Here is a 23,163-nt window from a genome sequence, read left to right as displayed (position 1 = left end):
GCGGGCCTCACAGAATGGTGGCGGCTTTGTCGAGGAACCAGAGAATGATCACCACCAACAGAGCGCCGATCCCGACCACCGAGCCCAGATCCTTCCAGGTCTTGCGCTGGTTCTGCACGTCGGCGTAAACCGTCAGGGAGTGCCAGGCGACCCCCAGAAAAGCCAGAACGGCAATGAGCAACCCGATCATGATGCCGCCGTCATAGGCGTAGTTCTTGATGGTCTCGATCAGGCCGCCACCTTCGCCGCGGGAAGGCGCTTCCATGGCAGGCAACTCGGCCAACGCCATACCCGGCCCCAAAATCAGGACCAGACCGAAAGCCTGCTGCTTGGCTTGTGTGTAGCGGGATTTGATCAGCGCAGTGTTGAGGACGGTGGGGATCATGGCATTACCTCCAGGGCATCAGGACAACGTGAAAAACATCAGGACCAGCAATGCGACGGACACCCGGGCAGCGCTGCCGCCCAGTGCCCCGAAACTCACATGACCCGCCGTCCAGCCTCGGTAGCCGGTCCACAACGCCCAGCTACTCCAAAGCAGCGCGATCACCAGCGTCAGCGAGATCCAGAGCGCAGAGCTCAGTTGCGGGGTATAGCCTGCGGCGCCCTGAAAGGCGGCGGTTTGTGCATCGCTCATGCTCATGGCGATGACTCGCGGGCGGGCTCGGCAGCGTAGTCGCCGATCAGGTCGGTGGGATCGGCAGGTTGGGCACGGCGAGGGGATAGATAATCCTGGAGGCCTGCCTCGATACGCCGAAGGTCCTGGCGAAACCGGGGGTAATCAAATCGGTAGCGCGCAGTTGAGTTCGACGGTTGGTCGGCACGCTGCGCAATTTGATTGATCGCTAGGATTTGCTGGATGATTAGGTCCAGTTCTGCGCGCTCATCGCCGGCATACGCCATCGCATTGAGCGATGCCATCGCAACGAGGCTGAGCATCATGGTTCGGGGCTTCAGAGCAGGCATGAGACTGATCTCAGAGAGGACTGAGATCTAGGGTGTTTGAATGATGCTCGGCGATCATTCATTTAATCGAATAGAGAGGTATCACATTGGCAGCGAGCTAATGGAGCGTGGTCTTGGGGCTGTAGCTGGCCACCATGCGATGAAGTATGTCGATTGGATCTTCCTGCACGAGCTCGAGTAGCTGTCTTAGCTCTTTCAACGCCAACCGATTGTTAGAATCCTGACGTAACCACGCCGCAAGTAATTTGAGCGGCTGGCGCTGGCCGGGGGCCTGCAACACTTGATCATATAGACGCATGGCGACACCTCGCATGGAGTCGGTCACACAATCAAGTTCGTCTTCCATTCAGTTTACCTTTTTGGCATCGCTCGTTGCCTGCTTAGAGCGAAGCTTGATGTGAGTCCTGCGAACGATTTTGCCATCGGAACCGCGAATTTTATAAAGAATATCGTCACGGAGCAGGTAGGTGGTATCGGGCATCGCGAGGACAATGATACCGCCTATGAATCCGCTCTCTGTCCATACTTCCTGTTCGACCGCCAGCGCACCTACGCTGTCTGGATTGACCTTTAACTGGGCAGCGACCTGACTCAATGTCTTCTGCTTCATCGGGTCGTAGGCAAACCAGTAGGGCCCAGTCAGCAGGAAGAACAGCACCATCGACAGCGACCACGACAACAACAGTTGGAGAAGTGCATGTAGACCATTCATAAAGCGTAATACGAGTGCGGCGATCGGCATGGCTAGCCCGGACGCGGTAGCAGCCACGGCGAGCTGCCCGGAAAATGTCATATTCAGGAACCCGATATACCCGAAGGCAAGCAGGTCGGATACGGAGAAAGAGACCTCGGTTCTACTGATTTCAAAAGGGTCCATGACCCCGACATAACGCATATACCCCAAGGCCACCAATGCCGTGTTTGCGAACGCGACCATGACAGCGACTAGTTTGAAGAACTGGTCCCAGGTCAGGAATTTTATCGATGGATTCTTCTCGGGAGCACGGGCTCGCTCATTCGCTGCTGGCTTGGATTCAGCGATGATGGTGGGAGCATTGATCAGCTCCACTCGGATGGGGTCGTTTCGCTTCCAAAACATTCAAGGCTCCTTAGCATAACTCTACAGCTCCATGGCATCCACGACTGAAAAAGCTGCCGCCCTGACGTCGATGCTCGCTATAAGTAACCAGAGACAGTCGCACTTCGCGGATGCCAATTTATAACCCGTACGTGGCCAAGTTTGAAGTCACAAATACTTTTTAAACGTGGAGGCAGTAATTGCCACCATGACGCCTAGCATGCTTGCACAGGGGGCCAATACCCATAGCGGGTTCACGCTGATTGGCAGAGACAGATAGACAATCCAGGGCATGAACATCAGCGGAACGAGAGATCGCTTGGCCCGGTGGTAGATGAAGCTGCTTTCGCGTCCGGCGCCGAACTTTCGCAAGTCCCGGCGCATCAGTCCGTCGACCAGCCCCGTCAGCGTCGCGAGCAAAAACAGCGGTGTCGCCAAGGTCAGCACCGCCAGGCGCACCGCAAAAGTCATCGTTGTGTAGACCGCAGCGAGGATATAGTCCTTGGTGAGCACATACACACTACCGACCCACGCCCAGAAGCTATCGGATTGACCGATCTCGCCGGCGCGAGCATCCAGGTGTGCTAGCCCGGTTCGCTCGATGAGCCACTCCTCCAGAAGGGTTAAAACCTTCAGCGTTGCTGCTCCCGGTTGCTCAACAATGAGCGAGTTCTTGAAGTGGCTGCTGAGCCACGCGAGCTCGCTGTCGAGCATCGCATAACTGTGGTGCCAGCCTTGCTCCGGCCAGAACCAGATCAGCCCTATGTATTCCATGATGATCGACGCCAGCAAGGACATGAAGAGCAGTCCGATGATTTTTAGCACGCCGGCAATGAACGACATGATCAGGCCAGGACGTTGCTGCGGTGGGGCCTGCCGCGGCGGATCGGCGCTCACGGTACTAGCCGCTTGCATAGGGACTGTGCAATACCGCTATCCACGTCGGCGTCCAGGCGGGGGTTGCTCTGGGTCATAGTCCACGGTCGGACCACCGCCGCTGGCGGTCCACCACTTGTTCGCGTGGGCGTTGTACGCCGCACGCATGCGGGTGGCAAGTTCCTGCAGGTCCTTGGGCATGGCATCGTCATCCGCCGGTTTAGGCAGGGGCATCCGCACCTTCCAGAGCTGTCCGCCTTCCTGGAAGGAAAACATTTGGCCCTTGGGCAGACTGACGATGTGCGCGGGTTCGATCAGCGGCACGGCAGTGGTGCTGACGCGATCCTGGGAGGACGAGGTGAAGTCGGTATGGGCATCGGGATCCGCGGTATCAGTGGCGCCCGAGACCAGGGTGCGTGTCTGCACATTGACCCGGGGCAGTTGGTGCGTGAGCAGCTCGGCGGTCGCGGTCTCGCGCACACGAAGCATTTGCAGCGTGTTGAAGTTGCCGATGACCTGACCGGCCTTGGCGCGATTGCCGATCCTGGCTTCGATATCGCTCAAGGTCTGGGTATAGGCTGTCACCTGGATACCGGCGCCACCGCCCTTGTTGATCAGCGGAATGAACTCATCGCCCATCAGCTCGTTGAACTCATCGGCGTGCAGATTGATCGGGAGTTTTTGCCCGGAGGCATCGGCGCCCGGCAGGCCATGGTCAACGCCATGTTTGTAGATATGACCCGCGACCGACACCAGGTCCGCGAACATGGAGTTGCCGACTGCCGCGGCCACTTCTGCGTCGGTGAGGGCATCCAGGCCGACGTAAACAATGCCTCGTTTGCGGATGATCTGCATCCAATCGAAGATCGGCCGCGGATCCTCGAGGTCGGTGTAGTTGGGGGCTAGCAACTGCGCGGTCTTGCCGCTGGTGAGCTTTTCCAGCAATGGCAGTAGGGAAGCCACGATCTTGTCGAAGTAAGTGCGGTCATAGCGTACCGCCGAGCGCAGACCATCCATGACCGGATCAAAGATGCGCTTGGCGGCCAGGTATTGCTCGATCGCTACCACACGCTTTTCGCGCCCGACCATGTGCCGCGGGATGTTCTTCTCGTTGAGCTTGCCCTCGATCTGCACGATGGCTTCCCAGGCGCTGGCATCATGCCGGGCAAAGAACTGCTGGGCGTATTCGATGAACAAGGCGTCGATGTTCACCACGTGTCGCTGGATCTGCAGATAGTCAGGCCGGCGACCCAGCTCGACCAGCGCGCGGGCGATGATGTTGACGAAGCGCCAGGCAAACTCGCGAAACGCCGCCGAGTTGCCTTCGCCACTCAGTTGGCCGGCAATGCGGGTGGCCACCTCTGAGATGCGGCCGAAACGACCGACTGCGTTGTAACGCGCGGAGATGTCTGGCCAGCCCAGGTGAAAGACATAGAATTCCTTCTCGCGACCGGCCCTGCGCGACTCGACGTACATGCGCTTGAGCAGGTCGGCATCGCCCTTGGGGTCGAACACGATCACCACTTCGGGTGCTTTTCGGTGGATATCCTGGGTGATGTACACCTCTGCCAATCGCGTCTTGCCGACCCGGGTAGTGCCCAGAACCAGGGTGTGTCCAACGCGTTCACCCAGCGGTAGGCTAACTTCGGTTTCGTTGGGTTCGACCCCATGCAGCAGCGGCGAGCCGCCCACAGGCGGCAGCGGTCTGAAGGGGTTGAGGGTGCTGTCCCAGGCAGTGGCGCGGCCCAGCAGGGTGAGCGGATAGGGCGCCCATTCCAGGCGCCTTTCGAGGTGGCGGGCCATGCGATGGGGCAACGATTGGTTTACGTAACGGGCGACATCCGGATCCTGAGCTTCGACCAGGCGCTGTGTATGAAGGCGGGTCCAGCGAAAGCCCCTGCCCATGAACAGTCGTTTACGGCTCACCGGTATTTGGCGGCTGGTCAGCTCGTAGTGGGGCAGGCGCCGGATATTGCGCCGGTAGCGCAGCACCATGCGCGCTTCATTGAGCCGCTTGAGGCCGAAGGCTGTGTAGGCCATGGCCATCCCGGCGCCGATCTCCGGGGAGAGAGCGACAGCCCACGGGGAGTGCAGGCACAGTGCAGCGGCCCCTCCGCAGACCGCCACGGTATACAGCTCGACGGCGGGGCGTAGCAACGACTCCATCACGTGATCGGCCATGACGGGGACCTTACTGTTCTAGGGCAGTGGCGGTAATCAGTACCGGGTAATGGGAGAGCTGTAATCGCTCCGCAATATCATCGCCACTCACCGGCATGACGGTCAGCTCGGGTACCAGCGACTGGATGTGTTGCAGAGAGCCAGCGTCAGTCACGTCCACCACGAGTCCGGCGGCGCCTAGCTCCGTCAGTCGTCCGGCATTGACGGTTAACCATTCCAGCGAGCTCGCCTCCTCTCCCACCAGGAAAAATGGCTTGAGGCCAGGCATTTTCAGCGCCCTGGCTTCAACACGGCCAGGGCTCAGCTTGGGGCTGCGTACCGGCAGGATCCATTGCAATCCCGAAGGGAGAGGCAGGTCGGTATGGATGATCAACGGCGACACCGGGTTGAGCTTTCGGGTGTTGTCCTGGGCCGCTGCGGGTGCAGCGCACAGCGCAGCGATACCCAGCGACAGCAAAAGGCGATTGAGGTCATGTCCAATCATGGTGAGGATTCCAAGGTGGGAGAAGTCGAGGCCTGTAACTGCTGCAACTGCTGTTGAAACTGGGCGCGGTAGCGCGCGGCGATCGCACCACCCGCTGGACGGTGGTAGCGGCCGGCCGCTAGGACCCAATCGCCGGTCAGCTCGTAGTGTTCGCGCAGTAGCGTGGCGGTCACGATGAGGTTTTGCTGCGGGTCCAAGGCGGCACATGGGGATGAATAGCGTGCGCCGTTATGGCCCAGGTTGGTTTGCCCCAGGCCGACATCAATACGTTTGAGATCGTGTTGCCTCGCAGCCTTGTGTATCCCTTGGCAGGCTGCATCCCGGGTGGGATAGCGTTGCCCCTGACCGGCAATGTTCAGTGTCCAGGGCCAGGGGATGCGCTGACCGCGAAGCAGCGTCCCGCTCTCCTGCAGCGCCACCGCGAACAGCACGGTCGCCGGGACGCCGGAGCGCGCTGCGGCGAGTTGGTAAGCCGGCGGCGGGATGCTCTCAGCAAGCACCAGCCGCACCGGCAGCAGCACCGCCAGCCAGGCTATTCGATGCGCTGCCATTGGCCATCGACCTGTTCGAAGCGGGCGGGGAGCGAGCCATAGGCACCGAGGCTGAACCAGCGACCGCGGTCATGATTGAGGGTGATCTGCCGACGTTGAACATTGGCTGGGACAATCCCCGCTGCCTTGGCCCAGCGCCGCACTGAGTCATCGTCACCGTCGCTACCCACCAGGTACAGATCGAACGCCGTACCCTGGTCCTGCAGATGCTTCGCCGCACTCATGCAGGTGTCGCAATCGTCTTTGACGAAGAGCGCGCTGCGAGTGGCGGTTTGAGAGGCGGTACTGGCAGTGGTCGCCATGCCCTGGATTGGCATCAAATCGGGGTACAGCTTGGCCCACGCCTGCGTGTAGGCCTTCTGATAGGCAAGCTCGCGTTCGGCACGCTTGGCCTCAAGGCGAACCTGCAGCTCAGCATAGCGCTGGCGTTCCTGGTCCGTCTCGGCCTCGACGCCGAGGGTCGTCAGAGGATCGAGTTGCGGGCTCCAGTAGCGGCGCGGACCCGTTTGCAGTGATTCGAATTTGGCCCATTCCTGTTCGGTGAGCCCCCATATCTCCTGGGAGTGCTGGGCTGAAGCCCGCAATGCTTGCCGCTCAGGTGCAGTGTGGTCTGCGGTCGAGATGTCAGGGGCGGCCAGGGCTAGGTTGCAGAAACAGCCCATCGACCAGGCGGATAACGACACGAAGGTTTTCATGGCACCTCCCTATGGAATGGGCAGGGTTTGAGCCTGGCCGGCGATCGAGAACACGGCAGTGCTCGTGTTCAGGCTGTCCAACCGCCATCCGCCAAAGGTCTCACCAGTTTGAATCAGGCGTACCGAGCTAAGCATTCGGTCGCCCAGTGGCAGGAGAGACAGGAATCGTTCGGGTCCGCGACGTTCGCTGCCCATGATCGAGAAGGGGGGCGTTGGCGGTTGTGGGCGGGGGACGGCCGGCGACCTGCTTGAAGCGCTGGCGGGTCTCGCCTTGGGCTGAGGCGCCGCTTGCAGACGGACTTGAGCCAGTTGCTCCTCGATCACCGAAAGCCGTAGCTCCAAGGGCTGCAGGTCGACATTGGCAGCTGGTGCCTGATTGGCAACCCTAAGGGATTCGATGTCGCTGGCCAGTTGCACTGTCTGCTCACCGTGCTCGGTTTGTGTCGAGGCCAGCTTGGATAACGTGCTACGCAGTTGCGCGATGGCGGTATCAGTCGAGCCTTGCTTGTTGTTCAGCTCACTCCATTGGCGTTGGTACTCGGAGACCGTCATTTCGTCCTGCGGTTTGGCCTGCAACGCTTGTAGCAGCCGATGCTGATTAACGGCCACCGCCGCCAGTCCCGACGTGCACAGGCACAGGGCGCCGACAATCAGCGCCTGAAAGGAAGTCGATTTCATGGCTGGCCCTCGGCTGGTAGCGATGGGTCGTTGATAACGACCTGCCGCTGGGTAAAACACACGGTGCGAAGCACCGGATTCGTCTGTAATTGCCAGGCCTCGCCCCCCAACACGTCCAAGGCGTCCATCATCGAGATGGGGCCGAGTTGGTAATGGACCGACGGCAGTGGACGACTGAACAGCGTCTGGACCCCAGGGGTAGCGGCGCACAGGGAGTACCCGGATCGTTGCAGGACGAAGTGCAAGGCATCGACGACCGTAGCGTTGAGCGTCGGCGTGATATGGACGTCGATGATCTGAAGCAATGGATCACGTTGTTCCACGGTTGGCTGGGTGCTCACCAGGCCGTAGCGCCCTTGGGCGATATCTGGAGCCGACTTCGACTTGAGGCTGGGCTTAGTAGCGCTGGATCCCACGGGCGCTGCCGTCTTGGGCACAGGCGTAGCGTCAGTGCGGGCGGTGGCGCACCCCGTCAGTGCGAGGGCCAACGCGAGACTGATGGGAAGATTCAGGTTCATGATGAACTCCCGGCATTTGCGAGGGGTAACCATGGCAGTCAGGATGACGCTGCACTTACCAGAAACCCGAATTCAACCTGGCCACTTTTCTGAGCTACAGGAAGCGATAGCCTTAGGTGGTTGCCGGTGCGCCACGCAGAAAAAAAGCGCCCGTATCAAGGGCGCCTTTGGTTCAATCATCAGGAAAAATAGGTAATCCAGGCACTGCTGCAGCGTCAGGATCAAGGAACAAAAACCGCACATCGGCCTCACCTGCCAGCATCAGAATCCTGATCAGCGCTTCGGGCACACCTTCGCTGCGCAGGCGCGCTTCGACATCGCTACTGTTGGCATCGAACGAACGTCGAGAAGGATTTGCCGACCACGGAGTCGAGTAGAGCTTGAACCCGACCGCGGTACTGCCCGGCAGGCTGAAGCACTCGAAGTAGCCCATCGATCGCCCGCTGCTGGCCGGAAAGCAGAAAGTCCATAGGTCCGGCTGAGGCACGTGGGCACTGCTGATTTCCCAACTGCGGCTGTAGTGGCCGGTCTCAAACGCCATCTGCAGGATCGCCGATTGCGCAGCAGCCTCGGTGGGGAAATCCCCAAGGTGCACAGCGCTACCGAAATGGTCAGCCGTTACCTGGTAGATCACTGCCGCGACGGTGCCTTCGGACATGCATGGCGCTTCCAGATCAGGGTCTGGCTTTGGATCAGTACCGGCCCATACCATGTCGTCGTTGAAACGGCAGGCAATGTGCTCGATGTGCTCGTCGCTCAGATGAAGCTGTGACGGGTGCAGCGTGCGGTAGCAGGGCGGCTGCTTGTCGTCGTAGATGATCATCAGCACGCGTTCGCTGACAATGGCCAGGTAGCCACGGGCGAAAGGGTTTGCAGGTGTGTTGTTCATGCTCGGGTTCTCCACAAGGTGAGGAGGACCCAGCCCCAAGGGGGAAAGGCCCCCAAGGGATGTGAGTTGATAGTCAGATGTTCAGCAGCTTCAGCACGTGCGGTAGCCAGCGAGTGGGGATGATGCGGGCCTGGAGATGGTCTGCCTGACGCCGCAGGTTGTTTGCGGTGCTGTGGTTGTCCCAACGATCTTCGTCGATGGCATCTGCCAGCAGGCGTCTTATTTGCGCTTCGGCTAAGAGCAATTCGTCACCGGTGCAGTAGGGCGGCAACCAGGTCAGCGTGGACTGCCTGACGAGGCCTGACAGCACGGTTTGACCGCCGCGATCCTGAACCGAGATACGCTCCGGCCGAAAGTCCAGCACCGCATCGCCGATGAAGCCAGCGTTGCCCGAGACCAGATAATGCAGGGCCTTGAGCAGGCACTGCTCGAGCAAGCCGCATTGTGCGAGCTCGATTGTCAGCGGCATCCAGAAGGTGTGAGCAAAGCCATCATCATCAGCGAGTTCTGCCTGGCCGTGGGCGAGCACCCGGAACTGACGTTCGAAGATGTCCTGGCGCAGGGCTGTTCCAGCGAGATAGGGGTTGTGAACGAAAGCGACGCCATCGAAGTGCTGTACATGAAGGTTCATGCTGTCTCTCCAAGGTTATCGAAAAACCGGGAGAGTCCGCCCGATGGGAAGGTTACTCCCCGGTCGGGTCTGGGTCAGTGCGAGAGCGAGAGCGAGAGGGCTTGCAGCGCGTGAGGTATCCAGTGTTCGGCGATCATTCTGCCTTGCCACTCTTCGGCCTCGGTGCGCAGTTGCCGGGCGGCCTCGTGCAGACCGTCGTGGGTGTGCACTTGTGCCCGATTCAACAGGTCTTGAGCGGTCAGTCTGGCGTACATCCGTTCGGTTCGAGTCACACAGGGCGACAGCCACTCGATGCTTGCTTCACGGACAATGCCCGACAGCACGGTGCGGCGCTGCAGGTCGACGATGTTGACTTGGTGGATTCTGAAATCCACCGCGCACGCCTGCTCTAATGCACGCAGCCCAAAGGCGTCGCTAAACAGGCAATCGTGAGCGATCGCCATGCCCTCGGTGATCAGGCCGCAGTAGCCCAGTACCACCAGCGCTCGTTCCTGAAAGGCCTGAGAGCAAAAGCTGCTTTTGGAAAAGATCATCTCGCCGTGACCCATCACCACGAATTGACGCTCGAGCACGTCGCGTCGCAGCAGGGTGTCGGGTGCGTACGGGTTTTCCACAAACTGAACGCCCGCCAGATCATTGATGGACAGTTCCATAGTGACTCTCCTGTTTCGGTTGAGTGAAACCGGAGTCACCGCTTCCCCAGCGGGGAAGAGATTTCCCCGGCAGGGTGAAGCGTTTGCACGTGAAGTCAGAGCCAACCCATCTCGGCGAGCGACACGGGTTTTCCCTCACCCACCACGAAGTGATCCAGAACGCGAACTTCCACCAAGGCCAGGGCGTTCCTGAGTTGTGCAGTAAGGTTGCGATCGGCCTGGCTGGGTTCGGCGCATCCCGAAGGATGGTTGTGAGCGAAAATGACCGCGGCGGCATTGCACGCCAAGGCGCGAATCACGATCTCTCGCGGGTACACGCTGGCACTGTCAATGCTGCCGAAGAACACTTTTTCAAAACTCAGGGTCCGGTGGCGTGCGTCCAGACAGACCATGGCGAAGACCTCCTGGTGATGCCCGACCAGTTGTAGCTTCAGGTAGTCGGCCACCGCAGTCGGACTGAACAAGCACTCACCACGGGTGAAGTAACGCCGATCCAGCAGGTTGAGCGCTTCGGCAATCATCTGGTCTTCTGCACCGCGGCGGGTGACATCGGTACCGTCGATCAAGGTGAGGGGAGCGTGCATGGTGTGATCCTCCAGTAGCAAAGGGGCACACCCCAAGGGCGTGATGGCCCCTGATGGCTTGGGTGAAAGAGCTTTGGATTTCAGTAATCACAATCGGGTGAAACGGTGGCGGGTGCCGTGAAGCGAGCAGTGGCACGCATCACAAGGTGACGTGGAAAAGTCGTTGATGCCTAGGCCGGTCTCTGAGTCGAAATCAGCGCTCAGGGGCATCAGTTCTCGCACGCACGCACGGACTCCGGCCATGCGCTGCTCGACTTTCTCATCGGTGTAATACAAAGACAGCGCGCTGAAGTCGTCATAGGCGACGGCAAACAGGCAGGTTTGGCAGAGCCAGAAGGATTCCATCGGAGCCTCCTGTGGTGGAAGAAAAGGCGCTCGGGGGAGAGCGCCTGTTGCGGGATAGCGGACGGATCAGGCGGTTTGCCGTGCCTGCGATTCGTCCTGATGCTGTGCGTGATCTGCATCAGCGGTGGGTTGCTCAGTATCGGTGGCAACGGGTGTGCGGGCCGGAGCCTTGTACACCAGGGTGCCATCGACCTTGATCCACTCGATGAAGATCAAGCGGCCTTTGAGGCTGGCGCCGGGTTGACCCTGGCGTTCGCCTTTTTCGTAGATGAACGCATCGGTCCACAGATCGCCGATACGAAAGCCCAAGAGGACTTTGCGTTCGGCCTGGACGTCGGCCATGTATTGGCGGATCAGCCTTTCCGCTTCACCACCGGCGACCTTGCAGTCGAACCGGGTGTATTCCACGTCATCGCTGGCGCCATGCAGGGCAGCGATATCACAGGCCATGAACGGCTGGCCGCGACGAACCGTGACTTCACGCACGCGGTTCAGATAGCCGATGCCTTGGGTGTGCAGGTTGAAGTAACTGGTAGTTTGGGTTGGAGTAGTGGACTGAGTCATGGTGAATCTCCTGTTTGCAAGAAACGCGGAAACCCACCGTCCCGGCGGGAGGTGAATTCCGCAGGGGGATGACAAGTAGGCCCAGAAGGGCTGAGAAAACAATCAGCGTTCATCACCGACGAATCAATGACCGTGCGAGCTGCCGAACGCGAATCGCACTTGGGAGAACCACCATTGAAATGGCGCAGCCTTGAAGGTTCAAGCTGCCTGGGCGCTGTCATCGACAGCATGTGCAGACCATCTATAAAACGCGATCAATGGGACGTCAACAGCCGATCGAGCAGAGGCTGTTGGCCCAGATTCGAGTGGCACACAGTGGAAACGTCGCGGGCGAAAAATAGCCCGACGGTCATCGGGCTGGGGATAAAAAGGGACCACCTTTGGCCAATCGCGACAACGTCGCTCCTCGTGACAAGCACACGTTGGCAGGACCTGACCAACCGACCCTTGTCGTGGCCTGGGTCGGAATTTTCTGGCACGCATCCGCGCACAAAAGGTGCCCAGTGTTTCGCCGGCGGGCACCGGAGCTGATCGTCATCGCCGAAGCGAATGACCCCTGCGGCCTGATAAAAAGCGGCACGGGTCATTCGCTGCAACGATATGCAGGGCGGTGAAGGGCAACCAGGTTGCAGGAAAAAGCGGCTCCGAACTCATGAAGTCCGACCGAGCTGCCCGGAGCGAATCGGTCTTGGCTCGCCAATGGCGAAAGGCGTCCTCACTACAACAGCCCCGACCAGGCCCGTCAAGTGCACGGTGAGGGTCACGATCCCTTGGACTTGGGCTTCGACACCTTGGGCTTGGCCAAGGGCTTGGTGCCCTTGCAGTCGGGATAACGCGAGCACGACCAGAAGGTGCCGGTCCGCCCGGTGCGTTTGCGCATCACCGTCTTGCAGATCGGACAGCCCGGGCCGCGCGCCACCGGCACATTGAGTTTGAGTGACGCGTGGTGCTTGATGAGTTGGCTGAGCCATTCGCTTTGCTTGAAGAGAAAGGCGTCCACGGTCAGCCGACCGGTTTCGATATGCTCCAGCGCCTGTTCCCACAACGCCGTCATCACCGGATCAGTCACCTCGGGCGGCACGGCCTCGATCAGCGTGTGACCGGCCGCCGAGGCCGACAGGCTGCGCTTCTTTTTCACCAGGTAACCGTGATCGATCAGCCCCTGCAGGATGGAGGCCCGGGTGGCTTCGGTACCGATACCGATGCTGTCCTTGAGGCGTTGGCGCAGGCGCGGATCCTCGATCTGATTGGCGATGGATTTCATGGCCCTGATCAGCGTGCCTTCGGTGTAGGGCTTGGGCGGTTGTGTGGTGCGGGCATCGACTTTGGTCGAGCACACGGTCAGGGCCTGGCCTTCGTGCAAAGCGGGCAGCACCTGCGAGGCTTCGGCCTGGCCGGTGGGGTCGGCTTCGTTGATGCAGGGCTTCCAGCCAGGTACCAGAATCTGCATGCCCGTGGCCTTGAAGGTTTCGCCGGCCCCGATGAACAGTGCTTCTGTCTTGAGGTACTCGTGCAGCGCGCAGAACTGCGCCAGGTACCGGGCGCGAATCAACGCGTACACCGCACGTTCACGCGGGGGCAGGCTGTCGATCCGGAACGCCACGGCGGTCGGGATAATGCCGTGGTGGGCGGAGATCTTGGCGGTGTTCCAGGCGCGCGAACGCACGGACAGGTTCAGGTCTTGGATACGATCCCGAAGCGTTGGATCGGCTTGAGTGAGCGCCTCGAGCACCGCTGGTGCGTCGTCGATCATGCTCTCGGGCAGATAGCCGCAGTCGCTTCGGGGATAGCTGGTGACCTTGTGGGTCTCGTACAAGGCCTGGGCGCATTCCAGCGTTTCCTGGGCGCCCAGGCCGAGTCGGGCCGAGCAGATTTCCTGCAGAGTCCCTAGGTCGAACGGTAGCGGTGCGGACTCGCGCACCCGCTCGGTTTCGACACTGTCGGTGTGCACCTGTGCGGCCTCGAGCACTCTCTTCAGCACCTGTTGGGCAGCGCTTTGTTGGGTACAACGGCCTTGGTCATCGCAGACCGTAGCGGGCGGTTGCCAGCGGGCTTGAAAATCTGCGGCCCCTGCGGCCAGGCGAATGTCCAGCGTCCAGTACGGCTGCGCCACGAAGCTCGCGATGGCCCGATCGCGGGCTACCACCAGCTTCAGTGTCGGCGTCTGCACGCGCCCCACCGGCAGGACTCCGTCATAGCCCGCGCGGCGCCCAAGCAGGGTGAACAATCGACTGAGGTTGATGCCCACCAGCCAGTCGGCCCGCGAACGGGCCAAGGCCGAGTGATACAACGGCACGGTTTCCGCACCGGGCTTGAGCGCCGCAAGCGCCAGTCGGATCGAGGCATCGTTGAGCGCCGACAGCCACAGGCGCTGCACCGGCCCGCGGTAGCCTTCCAGTTCCAGGATCTCGCGCGCGATCATCTCGCCTTCGCGATCGGCGTCGGTGGCGATGACCACCTCGTCGCACCGGCCTAGCAAGCCGCGAATGACCTTGAGTTGGGAAGCGACCTTGGGCTTTGGCAACACCTTCCACTGCTGGGGCAGGATCGGCAGGTCTTCCAGGGCCCAGCGCTTGAGGTGGCTGCCGTAGGTTTCAGGTGGCGCGGTCTCCAGGAGGTGCCCAACACACCAGGTGACGGTGACCCGTTCGCCCACCAGGCAGCCTTCGGCACGCCGGCCGGCCTGCAACACGCGGGCGATGTCGCGCGCCTGGGAGGGCTTTTCGCAGATGAACAATTGCATGGCTTCGCTCCAGTCGGATGACTGAAGCAGGGTGACGCTCAGGGGGGAGGGAGCCAGCTTAAAACTGAATATGCGGGGTCCAATTGGACAGTGGCGGCAGACTAGCGCTGCTTCAGGTGGGCAATCAAGTGCTCGGTCGAAGACAGGATGAACTGCCGATCGGCATCGGACAGCGGCGCGAGCAGCAAGCCGATCTTGTGACCTTGGTCACTGGGGCGTGGGCTGAAGTCGGTCACCAACTCGGCCAACCCACAATCCAGCGCGCCCGACAGCTGAATCAGCTTGGGGACCGACAGCGACGTCTTGCCCAGTTCGAGCCGGGAATAGGCCTCACGACCCATCGACAGGCTCTCGGCCAACTGGTCCTGAGTCAGACCCAGGGCGCGGCGACGCTTGGCGATCATTTGGCCGATCTGCTTATCGGCGGCGGCGATGATTTTCGGCAACTGTGCGGGTCTCCCATTCAACCTGAATGGTCGAGCAAAGACCTCGTAAGATGAACAACCTATTGGGTTGACTCTGGGCGATATGGGTTGTATTTGTTCAATTGAGTGTGTGGATTGCTGAAAATGGGCAAGAATCAGTGGCGGTCGCTGCGCGCGCGAGGCGCGTGTTGACGTACAAGGAAACTCTCGTGGATACAGCGGACGATGGGCTGATAGGCCAGGTGCGATTGCAGGCGCTTCGACGCTTTCTGGAGATTCATCGATCACCCGAGGACAAGGACAAGCTCAGCGCCTTGGCGCAGTGGTTGGAACAATGCCCTACGCACCGGCAAGCGTTTCGGGAACTGGGGCAGGCGCTGGCGAAAGTCGCTGAGGATCCGGACGTGTTGGAGACGGCACTGGAGGCGATGTTGTTGCAATACAGTGCGGGTTTGACACGGCATTGAAGTGACTCGCGTCGATGGGCCAGGGTTTGGATGAGCGCCGCGCGGTGAGGCGCTCATTCCACTGAGGTCCACTGATCAGTTCTTGGCTCGATCTCCTTTGCGACTATTGCCGGTGCTCGCTTTGTCGGCCGGGCCTGATGGCGCGGCGTCGGGGGACTTTTCACGCATGCTCACGCTGGCCAGCCGATGCGGCAGGATACCGATGCGACGCGCCTCGACCTTGAAGGTCACCCGCGCGTTGTCTTCGCTGTCCTCCCATTCATCGCGCACCGTGCGCCCCTCGACCAGCACGCGCATGCCTTTTTGAAACAAAGTGCTCCAGCGCTCGGCATCGCGGTGCCACAGTTCAACCGGGGCCCAGTATCCACCTCGGTCTTCGTAGCCGCCCTCACGCGGTACCGGGTTGTCGAAGTAGACGTTCAGGCGCAGCAGACGCCGCGGCTCATCATTGCCCGAGGTGAATTCCTGAAAGTCCGGCGCGCTGCCGATGTTGCCTTCGCCGACAAAAAAAGTGCTCATGGTGATGTCTCCGTTCCGGATGGGGATTGGCGCAGCACGCCTTCGGCGTTGGCCATCTTGTGGCTGCAGTCGAGCGCCTGGCGCTGCAGGGAATGCAGGACGCTCATCTGCAGGTTCAGCGCGATGCGATTGCATTCGAGCTGGAACAGGGCAGTGCGCAGGTCCGGGGGCAGGCGCGGATTGCTCATCAGCCGTTCCCAGACCAGGGCGCCCATGCGGGAAAAGTCCTGGGTGCGCCAGCGCAGAAAGGTGGTGCCGGCGCCGGTGTTCTGCAACACCAGGCGAATGCCCAGCAAGGACAAGGGCGGCAGCGCCATGATCGCCGCCTGGGTGCCCATGAGCTGCGCCACACGCTGTTCAAGCCCCCTCGTTACGTTCGTCAGCTGAACCAGTTCCCCCTTACCCTTAAAAGGCTTTAAAAGGCCTTTTAGGGAGGCAGCGTGTTCGATGTCCCGATAGGCAGTGGGTGCGAGGGTCAGATCGGCGGGAAAGTCCCGTGGGGTCATAACGGCTTATCCGCAGCGGCCGTCACGTCGTCCGCCGGAACGTCATCACTTGCATTGGCCGGCGCACTCTCCGTCGATCCCACCACCGCGATGATGGGCGGGGCGAACTGGGAGCGGCGCTCGCCATCGAGCACATCCTGAGGCGGGCGACCGTATTTATCGACCGCTTCCTGAAAGCGAGCATTGTCGGCGACCACATCGCTGCGGGTGACGCCGGACACGCGGCATCGATGGGCAATACCAAATAAGCTACGCACCTGGTGGGCGCCCTGGTCGATCCAGCCCTCCATGTCCGGCCGGCCGATCAGTGCCGTGTGATGGGCCAGCAGCACACGCCTGACCAAAGTGTCGTAATCAGTGAGCAGGTACACTGCCAGAAATCCCAGCTGGCTGGCGATGAACAGCGGAAGAGTCACGGGGTGGATGTTGAGGTTGTCACCCACGTCGATTTGCGAGGGCAGGAGTTTTTCCAGATGGCTGACCTGCTCGATCAACTGGCCCATCTGCGCCTTGGCGAGCAGCACCTTGTCTTCGAGCATCAGCATGAACCAGTCGGCGAAGGGGTCGTCCTGCGCCGCCGCTTGCTTGAGGATGTTGGTGATGTTGATGTAGGCCGCCATGCTCATGATCGGATGGCTGCCTTCGCGGGCCAAGCGGCCCTGCCACAGCCGCGCGGCGTGATGGGTGTGCAGGGTCAGGGTGATGGTGCTACGCAGCGAGCCCAGGTTGAGCTGGAAATGGTCGGCCATGGGCAGGTCCTCAAGTCGGCGGATGAGGACACGGTGCCGGGCAAACACGAGTGTGACTGCTGAAAACCTGAAGGACCTGTGTTCGGATAAGCTATGGCAACTGGAACAGTATGGATTTGATGCCTGAGGCATCAAATCTACTGAGGTCTGGTGCTCATTACAGCATGCGCGCGAAGCCGAGCTTCAGGTTCGATCAACGCCCGCGGCTGAACAGAGCGACTGGACGTCCATGGATTTGATGCCTTAGGCATCAAGCCATTAAGCGCTACTCATCACTCCACACTGTCGACGCAGTTTATCCAGGCAGGCCCGTGCCACGGGGGACGCCGATCGCGGCGCGACGCTGCGTTCAGCACTCTTCGGCTCTGGCAACGCCTGATGGACCCGCACGGCTTTGGGCGGCGGCACCTTGGTCGCGATGTCTTTGGCGGCCCACAATCGAAAGTCCCCCTCGATCGCTTTCCTGATCAACCCCATCAGGTAAGCGGCTGGGCGCCGCACGCCCCCCGTCGTGCACCGGGCCACAGCCTCCTGCAGCACGGCCACCCTGGCCTCATTGGGCAATGGGGTCATGGCCTGCAAGGCGATCTGCCGATCACTCGCGCTGATGGGCAGATTCGCTGGCCACTCGAGTTCGGATTTTTCCTCTTCGCGAAGTACCGTACTCTTTTGCTCTATACGCTCTTGTACAGTACTAGGGGGATTCGGAATCCGAACCACCGCTAAATCCGAGGCTTTCGCCGGCAGTTCGGATTGATGTTGTGCCGGGTAGGGCAAGGAAGCGACATCCAGCGAAGGCTGTTCGGATTCGTGAGCAGGAGAGGGCGCCTGGAGCTCGAGTGAGCGTTGTTCAGGCGCCAGCGGCACCAGGGCGAGCATTTTGGGTACAAAGGCCGCCGGTACCGTTTGGTCGCGCCGCAGTTCCCCCAACACATGTCCGGCGGTGATGCGTACGCCCTTCGCGGCGTGCTTGAGGCTGCGCTTGATCAGGTCCCCGTAACCCTCGTCCAGTTGCAGTGCTTCGGCCGGCGTCAGCGGCTCGTCGTGCAGGACATAGATGGGGGCTCGCAACCGACCTTGATCGTCGCGAAGATGCGTGACCAGGCTGAGCCAACGGGTCAGCCGCAGGTTCTGCAATACACGCGCTATTGTCTCGCGTGAAGCTTTGTCGCCGCAGGGGACGGCGGACAGATACGGCTGCAGGTCCTCGTAGCGGGGGTATTTGAGCTCGCGCTCTACGATCATGAAGTGCAGGGCCTGCCAGGCGTTACGCTCCAGCGGTGTGAGCCGGGTATCAAGCAGCAGAGAGCGAGGCATGATGTTCTGGGGTTTGCCGATGTAGCGAAACTGGATCGAGGTGTCGGGCGGTGGCTTGGGTTTGGGCGGCGAGGGGAGTGGAAACAGGTGAGGGTTGTCCTGCATGTATTGGGCGCACTGGCGCATGGCCCGTTTTAGATCCTCCAAGCTGAGACCGTGCCTCATAGCTGCTCTCCGTACAGGTGCAACTGTTGCCAGACCATGGTCAGAGTGACGCCCTGTTCCTCGGCGAGCATCATCATGGTGTCGAGCTTGTCGGCGGTACCGTCCTGCTGTCTCAGCTGACGCCAGCGCTGCCACAGCGCATGTTCCTGGGCTTCGGTTAGACTCTGTGGGCGACCGCGGCTGACCTCGATCTTCAATAGGCGGCGGCGCATGGCAGTTTCGGAGTGGTCCAGGCCGAAGCACTTGTTCATGATCAGCGAGCTCGCGCCGAGCTTGAGTGCGCGATTGATCAGGCGTTCGTTTTGCTCGTCACGGTCGGCCTGCGCGATCAGCCGGCGCATCACCGCGGTATCGACCTTGATTTCCACCCAGGGGACTGCGGCATGGGCTAAACGCGAGAGCGTGGTCGGTGGCAGGGATTGCAAGATCTCCAAATCCTCTTCGGCCAAGCCCAAGGCGCGACAGCGCTGAAGGTGGCCTTGCCGCAGCTCATGCAACACCTGGTTGAGCATGGTGTTATTAAGCAGGGCGAAGATCGTGTTCATGAGAGTGTCTCCGAATCGTCCTGAGATGTGGCCTGGGTCAGGTCCACGATACGTCGTGCCAGCACCACCAACTGGACCCACTGATTCACTTGCGCGTCGCGAAGGCGCTGAAGTTCGAAGGTGAGTCTGGAATTGCCCCCGAGCGGGGTCAGATAGTCACCGACCAGCAGTTGGCCCACCAGTGTTGGGGGGAGCTGCTGCTTGAGTTCCCATTCGACCCCGTCCTGGGCGCGCAGAATGGAGGTGAGCAGCAGCTGCACGGCCACGGCTTGGGGGTCGGTGGCCACAGCGGCCTGCCAGTTGAGCGTGAATCCAAGACCATGCTCTGCGCCCACGACAAAGTTTGGCAGTGCCGCGTAGTGGGCCAATGACTGCGCCAATTCGGCGGCGAGGCTGCGCAGTTCGGCGATGGCCAGTGGCGCGATGGAATCCATCAGCTGTGACAGAGAAGGGAGCGATGCGGTACTGGTCGTCTGCGCTTCGATCACCTCTGTGCTAACTGGGCGCAGACCACCAAAAATATCGTCCAACCGTAGCGGGTCCTCGTCGACCGGCCCGTCATCGTCCCGGACTCGATCGGTCGGATAGGGAGGAGGCGGTGTCTGACTGTGAACCAGCGGGGGCGCGCTTGCGGGTTTGGCGCCGGCATCTAGCAATTTGTTTGCCCTCGCGGTGGGCCGCTCATTGGTGGAGGGTTCACTAGGCGGCGTAGCGTGAGAGCCGTTCTGCGTCAGTTCCAATTCCATCAGCCGCGGCGTGATGTCCAGCACCTTGGCCATCTGCGCCAACAGGGCGCCGCGCACCTCCTCCCAGTCGAACTCGTCGGACGTCGTGTCGAAATTGGACAGCGTCTCCTGCCACAGCACAAGCAGTTGATCGAGCGGGGCCAGCAGGCGGTTCCACACCTGTTCGGCCCTTTTGCGCAGCAGAATGAGGCGCTCGATCTGAGGCTTCGGTAACCCGGAACACAGGGCATTGGGCAGACTGGGTAGCAGGTATTCGACGGCGTCGAACATGCGACTGATCTGCGATTGCGAGACCGGATACCCGCCCGATGCCAACGCCTGGGCGAGTTCGCGCTGCGAAAGGGACCTGCCGTCATCTTCCAGCAATGCCTTCACGGTGACCACCGCCAGCGCGCGTTCAATGAACGCCAGCTGTCCGTGCAGATCGCTTTCAGCCAGATGTCCGAGCAAGGCGTGGGTCTCGCTGGTCCAGGGGCGGTAGCGGCAGGCGATCCGGAAGTAACGCTCGTCGCGCGTTTCTTTCCACAGTTCGTTCAGAATGGACAGGCGGGTGTTACCCCCATTCAAGATGATGAAATAGGTCTCGCTGGGTCGTCGGGTGATGGAAGGCGCCTGGTCCAGCCCGCGTTCACGAATCGACGACTTGATGTCGTCATACAGCGGGTTGCGGATGAATCGGGGGTTGCGCTCGTAGGGCCGTAATTGCTCCAGGGTCACCACGATCTCTGACTCCTGGTCGAACTCCGGCGCCACGCTTTCGCCTGGACTGCGCAGCAACATCTGTGGGCGCAGTCCGGCGTTGATCTGTTCCTGGGTGGGTTTGATCATGATGGGCCTCAATTACGCCTGCGGTAGCTTGTCGCCGACTTCAAACTTGATCACGAAGGCTGTGCCCGGCAATTCGAAGTGCTGGCTGAGCTCATGCAACAGCTTGGTGATAGCGGGGTGACCGCCCGGGAGGTCGAACACCACGGTGCAATAACAGGGTTCTGTTACCTCGCGGTGGGGAGAGGCTGATGGCGATGGGATCACGCAGCGTGGCTCATGCATGGCGAGCTCCAATAAGTTAGTGGGAAGAATTCAGTAGCGGGCACAGACATCCGGTGCTGACGCCGGGTCGATGAGTCGGTGCCATTCGGGAAACAGCTCAAGCGCTAGCTGCCGCATCGACTGCGCCGCGCTCAACCCGCCAGAGGGAGAAGGGCGATAGTCGATCCGGTGCACAGGCAGGCCCAGCGAGGCCGCGTTCAGATAGGCCACACGATCCAGCACCACCGCGGAACACAGGGTGACTTGGTCATGTGCAACAAAGTCTGCAGACAGGCTCTGAATGATCAGCCGCGTATCACGGCGGCTCAAATTGACCTGATTCAGCAGCAGCCGTGCCGGGGGAGGGCGGACGCCCAACTGCTCATAGGGCGCCAAGCTTTGCAGCAGCGCAAGCGTGCCGCGGTGCAGCTCTCGGGCCGCGAGCATTTCGGGTGGGATGGGACTGAGCATCATGTCCGAGGCCAACACGGACATCTCGACGATGACGCTGCGCGCGCCCTGGGTGTCGATCAGCACCACATCGTAGAAAGGCTCGAAGACATGGAGCAGATTTTTCAGCCGCAATCGGCCATCTGGGGCGTGCAACAAGAGGGTATTCAACTGGCCAAGCGGATCATTGGACAGGACCACATGCAAGCCTTCGACACAGGTCCGTGAAACGATTTGATCGAGATCTACCAGGCGATGGCCGATCAGTTCAACGCTGCCCGCAGTGCCGGCGCAGGTTAGTGGGTAGTAGCTGGACAACGTCGGCTGACTGTCCAGATCGATCATCAACACCCTCAAACCGGCATCGGCCAACAGGCCGCCCAGATTGGCCGTGACGGTTGTCTTGCCAACGCCGCCTTTGGTCGACACTACGGAGAGCACCTTCACCGTCACGCCTGCGCGCCGAGGCGTTCGGCGATCCACCGGTCGATCTCAGCAGAGTCCCAACCGACGGCGCGCATACCAATGCGTCTGGCCAGGGGGAACTTGCCTTCCTTCATCAGGTTGTAGATGTGGGCGCGTTTGAATCCAGTACGTTTCTCGACCTCATCACGGCGCATGATGTAGCGGTCGGTTTGGGCAGGGCTAACGGTCACGTCAGTTTGGGTTTGCATACGTGTCACTCCTTGGCGCCAGATGGCTTGCGATGGGAAGTGACATGAGTCAACACCAGTAAATCGAGCTTGTCATTGCAATGCAATCGCCGACGATTGCATTGCAATTTGGTACAGGCGCGCTATTTGAAGCGCTTGTTTGCGTCCGCAAACCGTTGATCCAACGTACGTTTTTTGAAGCCCGGATGGTCGGGGAACTGCTGCTGAATTGCGGCAACGATCGCGTCCTGGCTAGGAAAAAAAGGATTATTTTTTTCTCCAGGACTTCCGTTGAGCAAAAGCCTCAGCAGGGCGCCAATGACATTCAGCAAGCCCGCTTCGGTACGTGCATCCGCGGGCTTTTCCTCCTCGGCGGTGGCGCGAAGCTGCTCCACCTCGACCCCAAGCGTTGCGAGTTGCTCCACTACTTCAGCGTGAGCTTTTGTCAGCCGGTTGCAGAGAACCTGAAGCATGTCCCTGTCAGCTTTCAGTACCAGATAGTGCCCCCATTTAACCGAGCCCTCCGCGTCCGCTGCGTAGGCAAACAGGAAGGGCGGTTTCTGGTCTGGGTGGTAAAGGCTCATCCACGCTTTCAGTTCGCCGTGGCGGATGCGCAGCGAGCTCGGCCCGAGATTGGCATCAAGCCCGGTAAACAACGCCTGCGGGTGATTCGGTAGCTCCTGGTGCTGCACGGCATCCAGGATCATGCCGACATGCGTCGCCAGGCAGCGCCATCGGGGAAAGATCTTGAGCAGCTGTTCGGGGTACAACCAGTTTGCTTGGGTGATCTGTGTCTCGAACGCCTGAAGCCCACACCACCGGAGTGCTGCTTCGATAGGGGTGTAAAGCAATTTGAAATGCGGATCCGAGCATTGTCGGCACATGGGACCTCCTATTTCTAAGGATGGCCTTTCGCGTTGGTGAACTAATCCAAGCAAAGTAATGTGGCTACTATCGATCTTGGTACGCGTTCAGCGAAAAGGCGTTCGTTGCAGCTTGAACAGCTGTAAGGCCCTTGCTGAACTGCTCCCAGGCGATGAGCGAATCCATATCAGACTCAGGCGTCCGTAATAAACTCCATTCAGGAGGGGCAAGCGTAGGAAAAGGAGGAGCCTGGAGCAAGTGCTCAAGATCAATGCTCTCAGCGATAGGTGTC

31 protein-coding genes are annotated in these 23,163 nt (G+C 60.5%); 1 reads left to right on the top strand and 30 read right to left on the bottom strand.

Features of this window, described 5'->3' with window-relative positions; all coding sequences use genetic code 11:
* Nucleotides 1–7: 7 nt before the first annotated feature.
* From LIX93_RS27800 to LIX93_RS27705, 20 genes are all read right to left on the bottom strand, one after another.
* Nucleotides 8–385, bottom strand: coding sequence for a TIGR03745 family integrating conjugative element membrane protein (locus tag LIX93_RS27800; RefSeq protein ID WP_226507235.1), 378 nt, complete (start codon nt 383–385; stop codon nt 8–10).
* Between the two features lie 18 nt (nt 386–403).
* A complete protein-coding gene (locus tag LIX93_RS27795) occupies nt 404–643 on the bottom strand; it encodes a TIGR03758 family integrating conjugative element protein (protein WP_226507234.1) in 240 nt (79 codons plus the stop codon).
* The gene (locus tag LIX93_RS27790; protein ID WP_226507233.1) at nt 640–942 is read right to left on the bottom strand and encodes an RAQPRD family integrative conjugative element protein; all 303 of its coding nucleotides are present in this window, start codon (nt 940–942) and stop codon (nt 640–642) included. The genes LIX93_RS27795 and LIX93_RS27790 overlap by 4 nt, the downstream gene beginning before the upstream one ends.
* Before the next feature lie 121 nt (nt 943–1,063).
* Nucleotides 1,064–1,312 (bottom strand): hypothetical protein, encoded by a 249-nt coding sequence (locus LIX93_RS27785; RefSeq protein WP_226507232.1) that lies wholly within the window; start codon nt 1,310–1,312, stop codon nt 1,064–1,066.
* On the bottom strand, nt 1,313–2,065 hold the full coding sequence (locus tag LIX93_RS27780; RefSeq protein ID WP_226507231.1) for a hypothetical protein: 753 nt from the start codon (nt 2,063–2,065) through the stop codon (nt 1,313–1,315). It lies immediately after the preceding gene.
* 147 nt (nt 2,066–2,212) lie between these two features.
* Entirely contained in the window at nt 2,213–2,959 is a 747-nt protein-coding gene (locus LIX93_RS27775; protein WP_260524946.1) for a TIGR03747 family integrating conjugative element membrane protein, read from the bottom strand.
* 18 nt (nt 2,960–2,977) lie between these two features.
* Nucleotides 2,978–5,101, bottom strand: a complete 2,124-nt coding sequence (gene traD / locus LIX93_RS27770; RefSeq protein ID WP_226507230.1) for a type IV conjugative transfer system coupling protein TraD — start codon at nt 5,099–5,101, stop codon at nt 2,978–2,980.
* 10 nt (nt 5,102–5,111) lie between these two features.
* Nucleotides 5,112–5,585: an integrating conjugative element protein gene (locus LIX93_RS27765; protein ID WP_226507229.1), complete on the bottom strand. Its 474-nt coding sequence runs from the start codon at nt 5,583–5,585 to the stop codon at nt 5,112–5,114.
* On the bottom strand, nt 5,582–6,136 hold the full coding sequence (locus LIX93_RS27760) for a transglycosylase SLT domain-containing protein (RefSeq protein ID WP_226507228.1): 555 nt from the start codon (nt 6,134–6,136) through the stop codon (nt 5,582–5,584). The genes LIX93_RS27765 and LIX93_RS27760 overlap by 4 nt, the downstream gene beginning before the upstream one ends.
* On the bottom strand, nt 6,118–6,831 hold the full coding sequence (locus LIX93_RS27755) for a TIGR03759 family integrating conjugative element protein (RefSeq protein ID WP_226507227.1): 714 nt from the start codon (nt 6,829–6,831) through the stop codon (nt 6,118–6,120). The genes LIX93_RS27760 and LIX93_RS27755 overlap by 19 nt, the downstream gene beginning before the upstream one ends.
* Nucleotides 6,832–6,840: 9 nt before the next feature.
* Nucleotides 6,841–7,509, bottom strand: a complete 669-nt coding sequence (locus tag LIX93_RS27750; protein ID WP_226507226.1) for a hypothetical protein — start codon at nt 7,507–7,509, stop codon at nt 6,841–6,843.
* On the bottom strand, nt 7,506–8,027 hold the full coding sequence (locus tag LIX93_RS27745; RefSeq protein WP_226507225.1) for a PilL N-terminal domain-containing protein: 522 nt from the start codon (nt 8,025–8,027) through the stop codon (nt 7,506–7,508). Before LIX93_RS27745 ends, LIX93_RS27750 begins: the two co-directional genes overlap by 4 nt.
* Before the next feature lie 172 nt (nt 8,028–8,199).
* Entirely contained in the window at nt 8,200–8,916 is a 717-nt protein-coding gene (locus LIX93_RS27740) for a hypothetical protein (protein ID WP_226507224.1), read from the bottom strand.
* Between the two features lie 73 nt (nt 8,917–8,989).
* The gene (locus tag LIX93_RS27735) at nt 8,990–9,547 is read right to left on the bottom strand and encodes a hypothetical protein (protein ID WP_226507223.1); all 558 of its coding nucleotides are present in this window, start codon (nt 9,545–9,547) and stop codon (nt 8,990–8,992) included.
* Between the two features lie 74 nt (nt 9,548–9,621).
* Nucleotides 9,622–10,200 (bottom strand): hypothetical protein, encoded by a 579-nt coding sequence (locus LIX93_RS27730; RefSeq protein ID WP_226507222.1) that lies wholly within the window; start codon nt 10,198–10,200, stop codon nt 9,622–9,624.
* A 95-nt stretch (nt 10,201–10,295) separates the two neighbouring features.
* Entirely contained in the window at nt 10,296–10,784 is a 489-nt protein-coding gene (gene radC / locus LIX93_RS27725) for a DNA repair protein RadC (protein ID WP_226507221.1), read from the bottom strand.
* Nucleotides 10,785–10,871: 87 nt separating this feature from the next.
* On the bottom strand, nt 10,872–11,129 hold the full coding sequence (locus tag LIX93_RS27720) for a hypothetical protein (RefSeq protein WP_226507220.1): 258 nt from the start codon (nt 11,127–11,129) through the stop codon (nt 10,872–10,874).
* Between the two features lie 66 nt (nt 11,130–11,195).
* Nucleotides 11,196–11,693: an STY4534 family ICE replication protein gene (locus LIX93_RS27715; RefSeq protein ID WP_226507219.1), complete on the bottom strand. Its 498-nt coding sequence runs from the start codon at nt 11,691–11,693 to the stop codon at nt 11,196–11,198.
* Nucleotides 11,694–12,453: 760 nt separating this feature from the next.
* Nucleotides 12,454–14,436, bottom strand: coding sequence for a DNA topoisomerase III (locus tag LIX93_RS27710; RefSeq protein ID WP_226507218.1), 1,983 nt, complete (start codon nt 14,434–14,436; stop codon nt 12,454–12,456).
* 101 nt (nt 14,437–14,537) lie between these two features.
* A complete protein-coding gene (locus tag LIX93_RS27705) occupies nt 14,538–14,882 on the bottom strand; it encodes a helix-turn-helix transcriptional regulator (protein ID WP_226507217.1) in 345 nt (114 codons plus the stop codon).
* 188 nt (nt 14,883–15,070) lie between these two features.
* On the opposite strand from LIX93_RS27705, the gene LIX93_RS27700 reads away from it, so the two are divergent.
* A complete protein-coding gene (locus LIX93_RS27700; RefSeq protein ID WP_226507216.1) occupies nt 15,071–15,328 on the top strand; it encodes a DUF4880 domain-containing protein in 258 nt (85 codons plus the stop codon).
* A 75-nt stretch (nt 15,329–15,403) separates the two neighbouring features.
* Here LIX93_RS27700 and LIX93_RS27695 read toward each other — a convergent pair whose 3' ends face one another.
* From LIX93_RS27695 to LIX93_RS27650, 10 genes are all read right to left on the bottom strand, one after another.
* Entirely contained in the window at nt 15,404–15,847 is a 444-nt protein-coding gene (locus tag LIX93_RS27695) for a single-stranded DNA-binding protein (protein ID WP_226507215.1), read from the bottom strand.
* On the bottom strand, nt 15,844–16,353 hold the full coding sequence (locus LIX93_RS27690) for a DUF3158 family protein (protein ID WP_226507214.1): 510 nt from the start codon (nt 16,351–16,353) through the stop codon (nt 15,844–15,846). The genes LIX93_RS27695 and LIX93_RS27690 overlap by 4 nt, the downstream gene beginning before the upstream one ends.
* A complete protein-coding gene (locus LIX93_RS27685; RefSeq protein WP_226507213.1) occupies nt 16,350–17,102 on the bottom strand; it encodes a PFL_4669 family integrating conjugative element protein in 753 nt (250 codons plus the stop codon). Before LIX93_RS27685 ends, LIX93_RS27690 begins: the two co-directional genes overlap by 4 nt.
* Before the next feature lie 258 nt (nt 17,103–17,360).
* Nucleotides 17,361–18,584 (bottom strand): STY4528 family pathogenicity island replication protein, encoded by a 1,224-nt coding sequence (locus LIX93_RS27680; RefSeq protein ID WP_226507212.1) that lies wholly within the window; start codon nt 18,582–18,584, stop codon nt 17,361–17,363.
* Nucleotides 18,581–19,129: a DUF2857 domain-containing protein gene (locus LIX93_RS27675; protein ID WP_226507211.1), complete on the bottom strand. Its 549-nt coding sequence runs from the start codon at nt 19,127–19,129 to the stop codon at nt 18,581–18,583. Before LIX93_RS27675 ends, LIX93_RS27680 begins: the two co-directional genes overlap by 4 nt.
* Entirely contained in the window at nt 19,126–20,703 is a 1,578-nt protein-coding gene (locus tag LIX93_RS27670; protein ID WP_226507210.1) for a ParB family protein, read from the bottom strand. The genes LIX93_RS27675 and LIX93_RS27670 overlap by 4 nt, the downstream gene beginning before the upstream one ends.
* Before the next feature lie 12 nt (nt 20,704–20,715).
* Nucleotides 20,716–20,925, bottom strand: a complete 210-nt coding sequence (locus tag LIX93_RS27665; RefSeq protein WP_226507209.1) for a hypothetical protein — start codon at nt 20,923–20,925, stop codon at nt 20,716–20,718.
* A 30-nt stretch (nt 20,926–20,955) separates the two neighbouring features.
* On the bottom strand, nt 20,956–21,801 hold the full coding sequence (locus tag LIX93_RS27660) for a ParA family protein (protein WP_226507208.1): 846 nt from the start codon (nt 21,799–21,801) through the stop codon (nt 20,956–20,958).
* 2 nt (nt 21,802–21,803) lie between these two features.
* The gene (locus LIX93_RS27655) at nt 21,804–22,028 is read right to left on the bottom strand and encodes an AlpA family transcriptional regulator (protein ID WP_200656371.1); all 225 of its coding nucleotides are present in this window, start codon (nt 22,026–22,028) and stop codon (nt 21,804–21,806) included.
* Between the two features lie 122 nt (nt 22,029–22,150).
* A complete protein-coding gene (locus LIX93_RS27650; RefSeq protein ID WP_226439379.1) occupies nt 22,151–22,891 on the bottom strand; it encodes a hypothetical protein in 741 nt (246 codons plus the stop codon).
* Between the last annotated feature and the right edge of the window lie 272 nt (nt 22,892–23,163).

This window comes from Pseudomonas sp. MWU16-30317 (genome assembly GCF_020515695.1).
Lineage (GTDB): Bacteria > Pseudomonadota > Gammaproteobacteria > Pseudomonadales > Pseudomonadaceae > Aquipseudomonas.
This window is presented reverse-complemented; position numbering and strand designations above follow the sequence as displayed.

What these genes read in the sequence shown, in the direction of transcription:
- LIX93_RS27800 (WP_226507235.1), bottom strand. Translation starts at nt 385, where the DNA reads ATGATCCCCACCGTCCTCAACACTGCGCTGATCAAATCCCGCTACACA.
- LIX93_RS27795 (WP_226507234.1), bottom strand. Translation starts at nt 643, where the DNA reads ATGAGCATGAGCGATGCACAAACCGCCGCCTTTCAGGGCGCCGCAGGC.
- LIX93_RS27790 (WP_226507233.1), bottom strand. Translation starts at nt 942, where the DNA reads ATGATGCTCAGCCTCGTTGCGATGGCATCGCTCAATGCGATGGCGTAT.
- LIX93_RS27785 (WP_226507232.1), bottom strand. Translation starts at nt 1,312, where the DNA reads ATGGAAGACGAACTTGATTGTGTGACCGACTCCATGCGAGGTGTCGCC.
- LIX93_RS27780 (WP_226507231.1), bottom strand. Translation starts at nt 2,065, where the DNA reads ATGTTTTGGAAGCGAAACGACCCCATCCGAGTGGAGCTGATCAATGCT.
- LIX93_RS27775 (WP_260524946.1), bottom strand. Translation starts at nt 2,959, where the DNA reads ATGCAAGCGGCTAGTACCGTGAGCGCCGATCCGCCGCGGCAGGCCCCA.
- traD (WP_226507230.1), bottom strand. Translation starts at nt 5,101, where the DNA reads ATGGCCGATCACGTGATGGAGTCGTTGCTACGCCCCGCCGTCGAGCTG.
- LIX93_RS27765 (WP_226507229.1), bottom strand. Translation starts at nt 5,585, where the DNA reads ATGATTGGACATGACCTCAATCGCCTTTTGCTGTCGCTGGGTATCGCT.
- LIX93_RS27760 (WP_226507228.1), bottom strand. Translation starts at nt 6,136, where the DNA reads ATGGCAGCGCATCGAATAGCCTGGCTGGCGGTGCTGCTGCCGGTGCGG.
- LIX93_RS27755 (WP_226507227.1), bottom strand. Translation starts at nt 6,831, where the DNA reads ATGAAAACCTTCGTGTCGTTATCCGCCTGGTCGATGGGCTGTTTCTGC.
- LIX93_RS27750 (WP_226507226.1), bottom strand. Translation starts at nt 7,509, where the DNA reads ATGAAATCGACTTCCTTTCAGGCGCTGATTGTCGGCGCCCTGTGCCTG.
- LIX93_RS27745 (WP_226507225.1), bottom strand. Translation starts at nt 8,027, where the DNA reads ATGAACCTGAATCTTCCCATCAGTCTCGCGTTGGCCCTCGCACTGACG.
- LIX93_RS27740 (WP_226507224.1), bottom strand. Translation starts at nt 8,916, where the DNA reads ATGAACAACACACCTGCAAACCCTTTCGCCCGTGGCTACCTGGCCATT.
- LIX93_RS27735 (WP_226507223.1), bottom strand. Translation starts at nt 9,547, where the DNA reads ATGAACCTTCATGTACAGCACTTCGATGGCGTCGCTTTCGTTCACAAC.
- LIX93_RS27730 (WP_226507222.1), bottom strand. Translation starts at nt 10,200, where the DNA reads ATGGAACTGTCCATCAATGATCTGGCGGGCGTTCAGTTTGTGGAAAAC.
- radC (WP_226507221.1), bottom strand. Translation starts at nt 10,784, where the DNA reads ATGCACGCTCCCCTCACCTTGATCGACGGTACCGATGTCACCCGCCGC.
- LIX93_RS27720 (WP_226507220.1), bottom strand. Translation starts at nt 11,129, where the DNA reads ATGGAATCCTTCTGGCTCTGCCAAACCTGCCTGTTTGCCGTCGCCTAT.
- LIX93_RS27715 (WP_226507219.1), bottom strand. Translation starts at nt 11,693, where the DNA reads ATGACTCAGTCCACTACTCCAACCCAAACTACCAGTTACTTCAACCTG.
- LIX93_RS27710 (WP_226507218.1), bottom strand. Translation starts at nt 14,436, where the DNA reads ATGCAATTGTTCATCTGCGAAAAGCCCTCCCAGGCGCGCGACATCGCC.
- LIX93_RS27695 (WP_226507215.1), bottom strand. Translation starts at nt 15,847, where the DNA reads ATGAGCACTTTTTTTGTCGGCGAAGGCAACATCGGCAGCGCGCCGGAC.
- LIX93_RS27690 (WP_226507214.1), bottom strand. Translation starts at nt 16,353, where the DNA reads ATGACCCCACGGGACTTTCCCGCCGATCTGACCCTCGCACCCACTGCC.
- LIX93_RS27685 (WP_226507213.1), bottom strand. Translation starts at nt 17,102, where the DNA reads ATGGCCGACCATTTCCAGCTCAACCTGGGCTCGCTGCGTAGCACCATC.
- LIX93_RS27680 (WP_226507212.1), bottom strand. Translation starts at nt 18,584, where the DNA reads ATGAGGCACGGTCTCAGCTTGGAGGATCTAAAACGGGCCATGCGCCAG.
- LIX93_RS27675 (WP_226507211.1), bottom strand. Translation starts at nt 19,129, where the DNA reads ATGAACACGATCTTCGCCCTGCTTAATAACACCATGCTCAACCAGGTG.
- LIX93_RS27670 (WP_226507210.1), bottom strand. Translation starts at nt 20,703, where the DNA reads ATGATCAAACCCACCCAGGAACAGATCAACGCCGGACTGCGCCCACAG.
- LIX93_RS27665 (WP_226507209.1), bottom strand. Translation starts at nt 20,925, where the DNA reads ATGCATGAGCCACGCTGCGTGATCCCATCGCCATCAGCCTCTCCCCAC.
- LIX93_RS27655 (WP_200656371.1), bottom strand. Translation starts at nt 22,028, where the DNA reads ATGCAAACCCAAACTGACGTGACCGTTAGCCCTGCCCAAACCGACCGC.
- LIX93_RS27650 (WP_226439379.1), bottom strand. Translation starts at nt 22,891, where the DNA reads ATGTGCCGACAATGCTCGGATCCGCATTTCAAATTGCTTTACACCCCT.